14 protein-coding genes are annotated in these 11,739 nt (G+C 71.9%); 10 read left to right on the top strand and 4 right to left on the bottom strand.

What is annotated here, in order from left to right; genetic code table 11:
* Positions 1-13 precede the first annotated feature (13 nt).
* The 4 genes from tesB (at position 14) to QA634_RS27690 (ending at position 6,041) form a co-directional block, all read left to right on the top strand.
* Positions 14-883 carry an acyl-CoA thioesterase II gene (gene tesB / locus QA634_RS27705; RefSeq protein WP_012335201.1) on the top strand — a complete coding sequence of 290 codons (870 nt, stop codon included), beginning with the start codon at positions 14-16 and terminating at the stop codon, positions 881-883.
* Positions 884-1,261: 378 nt separating this feature from the next.
* A complete protein-coding gene (locus QA634_RS27700; RefSeq protein ID WP_012335200.1) occupies positions 1,262-1,600 on the top strand; it encodes a P-II family nitrogen regulator in 339 nt (112 codons plus the stop codon).
* A 37-nt stretch (positions 1,601-1,637) separates the two neighbouring features.
* On the top strand, positions 1,638-3,140 hold the full coding sequence (locus QA634_RS27695) for an ammonium transporter (protein ID WP_012335199.1): 1,503 nt from the start codon (positions 1,638-1,640) through the stop codon (positions 3,138-3,140).
* A 363-nt stretch (positions 3,141-3,503) separates the two neighbouring features.
* Complete coding sequence (locus QA634_RS27690) at positions 3,504-6,041, top strand: FtsK/SpoIIIE family DNA translocase (protein WP_012335198.1); 2,538 nt, start codon at positions 3,504-3,506, stop codon at positions 6,039-6,041.
* Positions 6,042-6,204: 163 nt separating this feature from the next.
* Here QA634_RS27690 and QA634_RS27685 read toward each other — a convergent pair whose 3' ends face one another.
* Positions 6,205-6,777, bottom strand: a complete 573-nt coding sequence (locus tag QA634_RS27685) for a type 1 glutamine amidotransferase domain-containing protein (protein ID WP_012335197.1) — start codon at positions 6,775-6,777, stop codon at positions 6,205-6,207.
* A gap of 175 nt (positions 6,778-6,952) precedes the next feature.
* Between QA634_RS27685 and QA634_RS27680 the strand changes: the two genes are divergently transcribed.
* A complete protein-coding gene (locus QA634_RS27680; RefSeq protein ID WP_012335196.1) occupies positions 6,953-7,159 on the top strand; it encodes a hypothetical protein in 207 nt (68 codons plus the stop codon).
* Positions 7,160-7,356: 197 nt separating this feature from the next.
* Here QA634_RS27680 and QA634_RS27675 read toward each other — a convergent pair whose 3' ends face one another.
* A complete protein-coding gene (locus QA634_RS27675; RefSeq protein WP_012335195.1) occupies positions 7,357-7,746 on the bottom strand; it encodes a hypothetical protein in 390 nt (129 codons plus the stop codon).
* Positions 7,747-7,936: 190 nt separating this feature from the next.
* Here QA634_RS27675 and QA634_RS27670 point away from each other — a divergent pair, with 190 nt between their 5' ends.
* The 4 genes from QA634_RS27670 to QA634_RS27655 all read left to right on the top strand — a co-directional run bounded on the left by QA634_RS27670 (position 7,937) and on the right by QA634_RS27655 (position 9,349).
* Positions 7,937-8,257 (top strand): DUF6496 domain-containing protein, encoded by a 321-nt coding sequence (locus tag QA634_RS27670; RefSeq protein ID WP_012335194.1) that lies wholly within the window; start codon positions 7,937-7,939, stop codon positions 8,255-8,257.
* 72 nt (positions 8,258-8,329) lie between these two features.
* Positions 8,330-8,536, top strand: a complete 207-nt coding sequence (locus QA634_RS27665) for a hypothetical protein (protein ID WP_012335193.1) — start codon at positions 8,330-8,332, stop codon at positions 8,534-8,536.
* Between the two features lie 211 nt (positions 8,537-8,747).
* Positions 8,748-8,957, top strand: coding sequence for a cold-shock protein (locus QA634_RS27660; RefSeq protein WP_012335192.1), 210 nt, complete (start codon positions 8,748-8,750; stop codon positions 8,955-8,957).
* A gap of 164 nt (positions 8,958-9,121) precedes the next feature.
* On the top strand, positions 9,122-9,349 hold the full coding sequence (locus QA634_RS27655) for a hypothetical protein (protein ID WP_012335191.1): 228 nt from the start codon (positions 9,122-9,124) through the stop codon (positions 9,347-9,349).
* A gap of 144 nt (positions 9,350-9,493) precedes the next feature.
* On the opposite strand, the gene QA634_RS27650 is transcribed toward QA634_RS27655, so the two are convergent.
* Positions 9,494-9,721 (bottom strand): hypothetical protein, encoded by a 228-nt coding sequence (locus QA634_RS27650; protein WP_012335190.1) that lies wholly within the window; start codon positions 9,719-9,721, stop codon positions 9,494-9,496.
* A gap of 187 nt (positions 9,722-9,908) precedes the next feature.
* Here QA634_RS27650 and QA634_RS27645 point away from each other — a divergent pair, with 187 nt between their 5' ends.
* Positions 9,909-10,385 carry a MucR family transcriptional regulator gene (locus QA634_RS27645; RefSeq protein WP_012335189.1) on the top strand — a complete coding sequence of 159 codons (477 nt, stop codon included), beginning with the start codon at positions 9,909-9,911 and terminating at the stop codon, positions 10,383-10,385.
* A 148-nt stretch (positions 10,386-10,533) separates the two neighbouring features.
* Here the strand turns inward: QA634_RS27645 and QA634_RS27640 are convergent, their stop codons facing one another.
* Positions 10,534-11,475, bottom strand: a complete 942-nt coding sequence (locus tag QA634_RS27640; RefSeq protein ID WP_012335188.1) for an alpha/beta hydrolase — start codon at positions 11,473-11,475, stop codon at positions 10,534-10,536.
* Between the last annotated feature and the right edge of the window lie 264 nt (positions 11,476-11,739).

The raw sequence follows: 11,739 nt of genomic DNA, 5'->3' as shown, positions 1-11,739 counted from the left end.
AGCGGACAAGCCGATGACGCGTGCGGTCGACGACCTCCTCGCCCTCCTCGATCTGGAGCAGCTGGAGCAGAACCTGTTTCGCGGCCGCTCGCCCAAGGACCGCTGGCAGCGCGTCTTCGGCGGTCAGGTGATCGGGCAGGCCCTCGTGGCGGCGACCCGCACGGTGCCGGCCGAGCGCCGGCCCCACTCGCTCCACGCCTATTTCCTGCTCGGCGGCGACCCGCGCGTGCCGATCATCTACGAGGTCGACCGCATCCGCGACGGGCGCAGCTTCACCACGCGGCGCGTCAACGCGATCCAGCACGGCCGCCCGATCTTCTCGATGTCGGCCTCCTTCCACCTGGAGGAGCCGGGCTTCGACCACCAGCTGCCGATGCCGGACGTGCCCATGCCCGAGGCCCTCGGCGACGAGAGCAGCCTGAAGGCCACGATCATGCCGGGCATGCCCGATCCGGTCCGGGCCTATTTCGAGCGCGAGCGCCCGATCGAGCTGCGGCCCGTCGAGTTCGAGCGCTACGCCGCGCCCGCCCCGCGCGCGCCGCGCTTCCACGTCTGGATCCGCGCCACCGGCCCGCTGCCCGACGACCCGGCCGTGCACCAGAGCGTGCTCGCCTACGCCTCCGACATGACGCTGCTCGACACCTCGCTCGTCGCCCACGGGCGGACCGTCTTCGAGCGCACGATCCAGCCCGCGAGCCTCGACCACGCGCTGTGGTTCCACCGGCCGTTCCGCGCCGACGAGTGGCTGCTCTACGCCCAGGACAGCCCGAGCGCCTCGGGCGCCTGCGGCTTCGCCCGCGGGCTGATCTTCACCCGCGACGGCACCCTGGTCGCCTCCGTGGCCCAGGAGGGCATGATCCGCCCGGTCCGCGAGGAGGCCTGATCCGTTTTCCGGAAGATCACTTCCGGAAAACGGATGCCAAGCCCGCGCGGCGCCTGAGCGAGGCCGACATCCGCATGGCGAAGCAAGCAATCGGATGTCGTAGGAGGCCGGGCCGGCGCGCCGCCCCGGCCCGCTTTTGCTTAATCGATTTGCAATTGCTTATATTTTGTTCAGTCCTGCCGGCCCGATCGGCTTCAATCTCCGCAATCGGCTCAGGAACCGGGCAGCTTGTCCGTAAGGCCCGGTGCCGACGCTGGCACGTTCCTTGATACGCCGGGCCGCGAACGGGAGCGCAGCGACCTCAGTGCTCCCCGCTCACGCGTCCGTCCGGATCCTCACGGGGCGGACCGGGCGCCAATCGGAAAGGGGGCACGACCCATGAAGATCGTCATGGCCATCATCAAGCCGTTCAAGCTGGAGGAGGTCCGCGACGCCCTCACCAGCATCGGCGTGCACGGCCTGACCGTGACCGAAGTCAAGGGCTACGGGCGGCAGAAGGGCCATACGGAGATCTACCGCGGGGCCGAGTACGCGGTGAGCTTCCTCCCCAAGCTGAAGATCGAGGTGGCGGTGGCGGCCGACCTCGTCGCCAGCGTCGTCGACACGATCGCGGCCGCGGCCCGGACCGGTCAGATCGGCGACGGCAAGATCTTCGTGCTGCCGCTCGAGAAGGCGGTCCGCATCCGCACCGGCGAGACCGACGCGGACGCGCTCTGACCCGCTTGTGACGAGACCGATCGGGAGTTCCGTTTCCATGAAGCTTCGCAACCTCTTGGCTCTCGGCCTGGGAGGCGCCGCCCTGGCGCTTCTCCTGGTGGAGCCGTCGCTGGCGCAGACGCCGGCCCCCGAGGCCGCGCCGGCCGCGGCCGCCGCGCCGGTGCCCAACAAGGGCGACACCGCCTGGATGCTCGTGTCCTCCGCCATGGTGCTGCTGATGTCGGTGCCGGGCCTCGCCCTGTTCTACGGCGGCCTCGTCCGCACCAAGAACATGCTGTCGCTGCTCACCCAGGTCTTCGCCATCGTCAGCCTCGTCGGCATCCTCTGGGTGTTCTACGGCTACAGCCTGTCCTTCACCAACGGCGGCGGCCTCAACGACTTCGTGGGCGGCTTCTCCAAGGCGTTCCTGAAGGGTGTCGACGCGAACGCCACCGCGGCCACCTTCTCGAACGGGGTCTACATCCCCGAATACGTCTACATCTGCTTCCAGATGACGTTCGCGATGATCACCCCGGCGCTGATCGTCGGCGCCTTCGCGGAGCGGATGAAGTTCTCGGCCCTGATGCTGTTCATTACGCTGTGGGTGACCTTCATCTACTTCCCGATGGCGCATATGGTCTGGTACTGGGCGGGCCCGGACGCGGTCGGCAACGCCGCCAAGGCGCTCGCCGCGGCGACCGACGAGACCGCCAAGAAGGCCGCGCAGGACGCCCTCGACGCCGCCAACGCCGATGCGGGCATGCTCTTCAAGTGGGGCGCCCTCGACTTCGCGGGCGGCACCGTGGTGCACATCAATGCCGGCATCGCGGGCCTCGTCGGCTGCCTGCTGATCGGCAAGCGCATCGGCTACGGCCGCGACCTCCTCGCCCCGCACTCGCTGACCATGACCATGATCGGCGCCTCGCTCCTGTGGGTGGGCTGGTTCGGCTTCAACGCCGGCTCGAACCTGGAGGCCAACGGCAGCGCGGCGCTCGCGATGCTCAACACCTTCGTGGCCACCTGCGCGGCGGGCCTGTCCTGGCTCTTCGTCGAGTGGGCGGCCAAGGGCAAGCCCTCGCTGCTCGGCATGCTGTCGGGCGCGGTGGCCGGCCTCGTCGCCGTCACCCCGGCCTGCGGCTTCGCCGGCCCGATGGGCTCGATCGTCCTCGGCCTCGTGGCGGGCGCCGCCTGCTTCGTGATGTGCTCGGCGGTGAAGAACGCCATCGGCTACGACGACAGCCTCGACGTGTTCGGCGTGCACTGCATCGGCGGGATCATCGGCGCCCTCGCGACCGGCATCCTGGTCAACCCGGCCCTCGGCGGCACCGGGGCGCCCGACTACGCCACCAAGCCCGGCGAGATGGTCGCGGCGGCCTACGAGTTCGGTCCCGCCTTCCTGTCCCAGGCCAAGGCGGTCGGCTTCACCATCCTGTGGTCGGGCATCGGCTCGGCGATCCTCTACAAGGTCGTGGACCTGATCGTCGGCCTGCGCGTCACCCAGGAGGAGGAGCGCGAGGGCCTCGATCTCGCCGATCACGGCGAGCGCGCCTACAATTACTGAGATCGGGCGCCGCCCGGAACGGGCGGTCCCTCACGGCGGCGCGAGCCCCGGTCCTCACGGGCCGGGGCTCGCCTCGTTGAGGGGCCGCCCCGGATCGGCGGCGGCCCGCCGTCGCTCGCCCGCGGCCCGGCTGCGGCTCGCCCGCGACCCGGTTGCGGGTCGCCGCAATGTTGTCATGGAATCGCCGCGCGCGGACCCCGATCTGTCGCGATCGGTCGGGCGGCTGGACCGATGTTCGGCCCTCGCCCCCGCGGCGATGCGCGGCCGATACGGGCATTGTCGGCGATCCATTAGCCTTAAACGCGCATTAAGGCCCGCGAACCTAGGATCGGGCAGGTCCCGCGTACCCGGTATCGCTCCCGCATGCGTTCGCTTCGCCGCTCGGCATCGCCCTACGATGCACTCGTCGACACGCTCCGCTCCTTCCTGAAGCGGCGCGTGACCGAGCTGGCGGGGCTCTCGCTCCTGCTCGGCGCGGTCGCCTTCGTGCTCGCCCTGGCAACCTGGTCGATCGACGACCCGAGCCTCAACCACGCCACGAGCCGCCCGGCCCGCAACCTCCTGGGTTTGGTCGGCGCCATCGTCTCCGACCTCGGCATGCAGCTGATCGGGTTCGGCTCCCTCGCCCTCGCGCTGCCGCTGGCGGTGTGGGGCGTGCACTTGCTGCGCACGCACCGGCTCGGCCGCCTGCGGGCCCGGCTCGGCCTCTGGCTGGCCGGGGCGGGCGCGGCGAGCGCGGTGGCGAGCGCCCTGCCGCCGACCGCCCGCTGGCCGCTGCCGAGCGGCCTCGGCGGCGTCGCCGGGGACGGGCTGCTGGTCGCCGCCAAGGCGGTGCTGGGCCCGCTCGGGGCGGTCGCGGGCTTCGGCTTCGCGGCGGCGGCGGTGATCTGCGTCACGGCCGCCTGCAACCTCTCCGAGGGCGATGCCGAGGAGGATCTCGACCTCGACCTGCCCCCACCCACGCGGGTCGCGGGCCGCCGCCCGGCCGGGCGGCGCCCGGCCGAGGAGGAGGGCGTGGGCTTCGGGGTCGCCAGCCTCGACGCGCTGGCGCAGCTGGTCCTGGGCGCCCGCGATCACGTGGCCCGGCAGGTCGGCACGTGGCGCGCGGCGCGCTCGGGCGCGGTGGTGGACGAGGCGGACGAGGCCTCCCCGGCCCTCGCGGCCCGGCGCGCCTTCGCGGAGGGCGACGAGGCCCTGTGGGACGAGTCCCCGGCGGCGCCCGGCCGGCGCGAGCCCACCTTCGACGACCCCCGGCCGGCGCCCGCCCCGCCGCGCGCGCCGGCGCCCGAGGCGGCGCCCCGCACCCGCGTCGCCCCGCCCCCGGCGCCCCTCGCCGGCCGCCGGGCGCCGCCCCCGCCCCAGGCGGAGCCGGGCAGCTACGAGATGCCGGCCATGGCGCTCCTCGCCGAGCCGCGCAGCCCCGCCCCGAGCGCCGCGGTCTCGACGGACGCGCTGGAGCAGAACGCCACCCTGCTCGAATCGACGCTGGAGGATTTCGGGGTGCGCGGCGAGATCCTGGCCGTGCGGCCCGGCCCCGTCGTCACCCTCTACGAGCTCGAACCGGCGCCGGGCACCAAGTCGTCGCGGGTGATCTCGCTCGCCGACGACATCGCCCGCTCGATGTCGGCGGTCTCCGCCCGCGTCGCCGTCGTCCAGGGCCGCAACGCCATCGGCATCGAGCTCCCCAACGCCAAGCGCGAGACCGTCTACCTGCGCGAGATCCTCAGCAGCCCCGCCTTCGCCGAGACCAAGCAGAAGCTCGCCCTCTGCCTGGGCAAGAACATCGGCGGCGAGGCGATCATCGCCGACCTCGCCCGCATGCCCCACCTGCTCGTCGCCGGCACCACCGGCTCGGGCAAGTCGGTGGCCATCAACACCATGATCCTCTCCCTCCTCTACCGCATGAAGCCCGAGGAGTGCCGCCTGATCATGGTCGATCCCAAGATGCTCGAACTCTCCGTCTACGACGGCATCCCCCACCTGCTCTCGCCCGTGGTGACCGACCCCAAGAAGGCGGTGATCGCCCTGAAATGGGCGGTGCGCGAGATGGAGGAGCGCTACAAGAAGATGTCGAAGCTCGGTGTGCGCAACATCGACGGGTTCAACGCGCGGGTGGCGGAGGCGCGCGAGCGGGGCGAGGTGATCACCCGGACGGTGCAGACCGGCTTCGACCGGGAGACCGGGGAGGCGGTGTACGAGGACGAGGTGATGGACCTCGGGGCGCTTCCCTACATCGTGGTGATCGTGGACGAGATGGCCGACCTGATGATGGTGGCCGGCAAGGACATCGAGGGGGCGATCCAGCGGCTGGCGCAGATGGCGCGGGCGGCGGGGATCCACCTGATCATGGCCACGCAGCGCCCGTCGGTGGACGTGATCACGGGGACGATCAAGGCGAACTTCCCGACCCGGATCAGCTTCCAGGTGACGAGCAAGATCGACTCGCGCACGATCCTGGGCGAGATGGGGGCCGAGCAGCTGCTGGGCCAGGGCGACATGCTGTTCATGGCCGGGGGCGGGCGCACGACGCGGGTGCACGGCCCGTTCGTGTCGGACGACGAGGTCGAAGCGGTGGTCGCTCACCTCAAGCGCCAGGGCCGCCCCGCCTACCTCGACGCGATCACCGCGGAGGAGGGCGAGGAGGGCGGTTCCGAGGGCGACGGCGCCGTCTTCGATCAGGGCTCCTTCGGGGAGCCGGGCGGCGACGTCTACGAGCAGGCGGTGGCGGTGGTGCTGCGGGACAAGAAGGCGTCGACGAGCTACATCCAGCGTCGGCTGCAGATCGGCTACAACCGGGCGGCCTCGCTGATGGAGCGGATGGAGAAGGAGGGCATCGTCGGCCCCGCCAACCACGCCGGCAAGCGCGAGATCCTGGTCGAGGCCGAGGATTGCGACGCCTGAACCCGGGCGGCGGGCGCGCGGCGACCGCCCGCGCCCGCGGATCCCGGCCTCCTGCGCCGGGACGGGACCGCGCGGGGCGGTCCGGCATGGACCGGCGGTGATCCGCGACGACCGCCGGCCTCGGGAGCCTCCGGATCCCGCCGGGGGCTGCGGGCTCCCGCGCTCAGGCGGCCGCGCGGTCGTGGCGGCCCTCCTTGACCTCCTCGATGATCTTCGCCGAGAAGGCGCCGAGGTCGCCGGGATTGCGGCTGGTGATGATGCCCTTGTCGGTCACCACCGCCTGGTCGAGCCACTCGGCCCCGGCATTGACGACGTCGGTCTTGATCGACGCGTAGGAGGTCATCCGGCGGCCCTTGGCGGCGCCGACCTCCACGAGGAGCCAGGGCGCGTGGCAGATCGCGGCCACCACCTTCCCGCTCGCCAGGAAGGCGCGCAGGATCTCCAGCGCCTTCGGCTCGAGCCGGAGCTTGTCGGGGTTGATCTGTCCGCCGGGCAGGACCAGGGCGTCGAATCCGGCCGGGTCCACGCTCTCGATGTCGGCGTCGACCTTCACCGGGCGGCCCCAATCCTTCATGTCCCAGCCCCGGATCGCCTCGGGGGTCTGGCGCGACTTCGGCGCCGCCACGGTGACCTGCGCGCCGGCCTCGCTCAGCTTGGCCTTCGGCACTTCCAGTTCGGACTGCTCGAAACCGTCCGTCGCCATGATGAGGATCTTCGCCTGCCGGATATCGGGCATGCTGCGTCTCCGCGGGTTGAGGGGTTCGGCGGGGCAACCGACGCAGGGGCAGGCAGTTCCGGCCTGCGGCCGTTTGGCCCCCACCCCGGTTCCCGACCGCCGCACCCGACACCGCGCCGGAACCGCCCGGACAGCCCTCGGTTGTTCCCCGACACGCGAGACAGGAGGCCCGCCCATGGCCAATCCCGGTCTGCCCAATCCCGGCGGAACGCCGCCGACCGACGTGCCGCCGCGTCCCCCGGACGAGCTGCCCGATACCGGCCCGACCGGGCCGCGCAGCCCGTACCCGGTCAACGATCCCGGCGTGAGCGACCCCAGGGGACCCGGCTCCGAGCCCGACTACCTGCCGGGCGCCCCGACCGATCCCGGGACGCGCTTCTGACGCCTCAGGTCAACGGCCCGGGATGCAGACGCATCGGGCCGTTGGCCCTCCCGGATTGTCGACACCAAGCCTATGGCTTGGCGCGAAAGATGGCTTGGTGCGGGAGCTAGCTTGGCGCGAAAGATAGCTTGGCGCGAGAGCTAGCTTGGCGCCAATTCGAGAACCGAACCGGCGGTCATCAGACATGAGCGCCGGGATCAGTGGCCGCCATGCGACGTGCGTACGTCGCGCGGCGCGTTCAGGATCTCGGTGAGGCTCGTCGCCACGTGGCGGGCCTCCTCGTCCGTGAGGCGCAGCTGGAAGGGCGGCAGCGCGCCGGCCTGCAGGGCCACCACCGCCTGGCCGCTCTCGTCCGTCCCCACCTCGATCACCGGCGAGGTGACGTCCAGCATCGCGACGTCCTCCTCGCTCATCTCGCTGGCCGCATCCCCCTCCTCGCCCTCGTCGATCGCGGTCAGGAGCTGACCGACCGCGCGCACCAGCGCGCGGGCCGCCCGCGCATCCATGATCACCGCGGTGGCCTGATCGTCCTTCTGGAACGAGAGCTGGATGTTGGAGCCTTCGAGGGAAACCGAGATACCCGCCATGAACGATCCGAGTGTCAGCGCACCCGTTCTATATGGGGAGTGCGGCACGGAAGCGACAGGCAAGGTCGCGGAGCTGGCCTGAACCGCGCGCACGGGCGAAACGGCGGGCCGCCTCCCCGCGTTGTCGGGGCGGAGCCCCCGCCGGAGAGGCCCGCGCGGGCTCCGCCCGCCGCCGCAGAGGGAGGCCCCCATGGCCCGCACCACGCCCGCGCAGAAGCAGACGATCGAACGGGTGATGCACGCGTTCAAGGAGGGCGACCTCGCCCAGAACGGCGGCCGGCCCGTGACCGACCCGAAGCAGGCCATCGCGATCGCGCTGCGCGAGGCCGGCGCCTCCAACCAGCAGAGCCCGGAGGCGAACCGCGCCAGCTTCCGCCGCACCCGCCGCGAGGAGCGGGCGGCCCGGGCGCGGGCGAGCCGCGCCGAGCTCTACGCGGAGGCGAAGCGCCGCAACATCCCGGGCCGGTCCCGCATGAGCCGGGGCGAACTGGAGCAGGCCCTCGATCGTTGAGCCAGGATCCGCCCCGCGAGGGCCCCCTCCGCGAGGGGCCCACGCCCCGCGGGGCCTCACGAAGGCAGGCGCATGAGTTCGAAGCAGCCGAAGACCACCACCCCCACCGATGCGGACCTCAAGGGCAATCCCGGCATCGGCACCAGCAAGGGCATGACCCGGGCCGGCGCCGATCCGGAGGAGCTCGAAGGCGACAACACCTTCGAGGGCGACGTCGCCAACGACGTCACGCCCCAGGGCGGCATCGACCCCAACCAGCGCGGGCGCACCAATCCGTGAGCCGCTCGGCGCGTCCCGCGCCGCGCCGCGCGGCCTTGTTCCGGCCCCATACGCTCCCTACATGGGGTTCAGCGAATCGGGCCGACGACTTGCGCCTGATGCAAGCCGGGCCGGTCGGCCCATCGCTCTCCCCACCGCAGACGCCGTCGCGCCGAACAGCCCGTCAGGCCGCTTCGGTCGGGGATTCCTGCACGAGACGAGGACGACGTTAGTGAATACCGGAACTGTCAAGTGGTTCAACGACCAGAAGGGCTACGGCTTCATCCAGCCGGATGACGGGGGCAAGGACGTGTTCGTCCACATCTCCGCCGTGGAGCGGGCCGGCCTGCGCGGACTCGCCGAGGGGCAGAAAGTCTCCTACGAGCTGCAGACCGACAAGCGCAGCGGGAAGGTCGCCGCCGCCAACCTTCAGGCCGCCTGAGGGACGCGTTCCCGGCGGGCCGCTCGACGGCCCGCCTCCCAAGCGGCGGGCCGCCCGGCCCGTCCGCGGGCGGTGCGCCGCCCCGGCGTCGAACAGTTCCGGCGCCCACCAGGACGTCACAGGCGCTCGCTCACGAGCGCTGCAATGAGACAAGAAAAGACATCATGATATTCGAGTATACGCGGCGCTGCGGCGCCCCCACCGTCTTTAACGACGGCGTCACGTTCCATGTCGACCAGATCAGCCGCGTCCATGACGGCAACGGACCGGTCGACGTGAGTCACCTCATCGACAGGAGCTACGGCTACCACTCGTCGCGCGAGCTGCGCTGGCACCTCGCGGAGCGCTTCGGCCTGACGCCGAACGCCGTGGCCCTGCGCGAGGCGCACTGACCTTCCAAGAGACTCCTCCCCAAGAGACTCCTCCCCGAGAGACTCCTCCCACGAGGACCCGGATCATGCCCGAGGCGGGCCGGCGCGGGGCGCCGGCCCGCCTCTTCGCGTGAAGCGGACCTTCCTGCCCCGCGCGGCGCGGGCTCATGCCGCAGCGTTGCTGGTGCCGGCATCGGTCACGCGGGTCGCGAACGCGATGACGTTGCTCGCCTGAAGGGCCGAACCGCCGGATTCGCGCCCCTCCGACAGATGTTGCGTCCGCTGGGGCCCCGCGAATGCGATCCAGCGGGCGATCTTGCCCTTGGGATTGCGCTCGTGAACGCGCTGCATCCGCCGACGGGCCCAGGGCGGCACGGGACCGAAATCGCTCAAATCTGCCTCCATTCACCACGTTGCCAGCAGAGGCGATTGACATGTCTCCGTCATCACCCATTTGGGTGACTGACCTTGAACTAATCCGATCGGCTTCGGCCGCAGCCGGGCCTTCGCGGGTCGGACTAGGTCGAAGGTATGAGGCGCCGCGGGTCGGCGCCGGGACGAACGAGCAGAGGACAGCCTGATGACGGCGGAGAAGACTGGAGATGGCGGGAACGACGTCGCGCTCGCGAGCGACATCGTCTCGGCCTACGTGACGCGCAACGCGGTGCCGCCCACGGCGCTGCCGGAACTCCTGAGTTCCGTGCACGCGGCCCTGCGCGGTCTGCGCCACGGCGTGGCCGCCGAGCCCGAGAAGCTCGTGCCGCCCGTCTCCATCCGCAAGTCGGTCACGCCGGACTACATCATCAGCCTGGAGGACGGCCGGCAGTACAAGTCGCTGAAGCGTCACCTCGCGACGCGCGGCCTGACGCCCGAGCAGTACCGCCGCAAGTGGAACCTGCCGCCGGACTACCCGATGGTGGCGGCGAACTACGCGGCGCAGCGCTCCGAACTGGCCAAGAGCATCGGCCTCGGCCTCAAGCGCCGCCCGGCGGCCGCCCTGCGCGCCGCGCCGGACTCGGTCGTGACCTCGGCGTCGCGCCGCCGCCGGAAGGCCTGAACCCGGCCGTCGCGGCCGGCCCCGTCCGGTTCCGGCCCGGAGCGGCCGGGATTCGCGGCGGATCGGCGGACGATGCCGCGTGCGCCGAGCCTCAAGGCTCGGCGCCAGCGATCCGGGACCGATCGACCGGGCCGGGGCGCCGATGGGCTCAGGGAGCCGGCGCCCGCGCCGGTCCGCCCTCGGCGAGGGCCGCGCGCAGGGCGGCGCCGATCGCGTCGAGGGCGCGGCCCGCCTCCGGCAGGATGCCGGCCATCCCGTAGAAGTGGTGGATCATGCCGGGGTGGCAGGTGTGCCGCACGGGGATGCCCGCCCGCGCGAGGCGGGCCGCGTAGGCGGCGCCGTCGTCCCGGACCATGTCGCATTCCGCCGTGTGGATGTGCGCCGGCGGCAGCCCGGCCAGGGACGGGGCCCGCAGGGGCGAGAGGCGCGGATCGGCCGGATCGGCGCCCGCCGCGTAGGCGGCGATGTCGTGCGCCAGCGTCGCCCGGTCGAGACCGTGGCCCTCCCCGTAGAGGCGGTAGGATTCCCCCTCCCCGGCCGCGTCCAGGACGGGGCAGAGCAGGAGTTGCAGGGCGATGGCGGGCCCGCCCGCGCGCGCCGCCTGGCACAGGCCCGCCGCGAGGTTGGCCCCGGCCGAATCCCCCCCGACCGCGAGGCGCGTCGCGTCGAGGCCGCGGGCCGCCGCGAGGCCGGGCAGCGCCGCGAGCGCCGCGAGCGCATCCTCGCAGGCCGCCGGGAACGGATGCTCGGGCGCGAGCCGGTAGGTGGTGGCGAGGAGGGCGCAGCCGCTCGCCGCCGCGAGGCGCCGGGCGATCCCGTCATGGGCATCGAGGCTGCCGCCGACGAAGCCGCCGCCGTGGAAGTAGAGCAGGACCGCCCCGGTCGCCTCCACGGGCCGATAGAGCCGGGCGGCCAGGGACCCGGCCGGGCCGGCGAGGTCGAGATCCTCGACCGCGGCGACCGGGACCGGCGCCCCGGCCAGCCGGCCGAGCCCCTCCAGGCTCGCGCGCCGGCCTTCGAGCGTCGTCGCCCGCCCCCCCACGAAGGCGATCACCTCGAGATAGCGGCGAAGCCGCGGATCGAGCGCCATTAATCTTAATCCTCCGAAGTGTCGCCCACCTCCTCATTGTCCTCGGAGAAAGTGGAGGGCGAGATTGCGGCCAGACATTCCTTAGAAACAATGGCGGCGATCCGGCATTTTCCGCGGATCGGATTCAGGGTTCTTCAACGGCGTCATGTCACTGTTCGGTGTCGAAGGAACCGAACGGTGCATCGCGGGCCGGCCTCTTCCCCGGAGAGCGCCCGCCCTGCGCGCAACGCCGGAAAGCGCCCGGAACCGCAGAGGAGGTTCAAG

Origin of the sequence: Methylobacterium sp. CB376, from assembly GCF_029714205.1 — a bacterium.
Lineage (GTDB): Bacteria > Pseudomonadota > Alphaproteobacteria > Rhizobiales > Beijerinckiaceae > Methylobacterium.
Note: the sequence above shows the minus strand (reverse complement) of the source record. Positions and strands in the feature narration are given on the sequence as shown.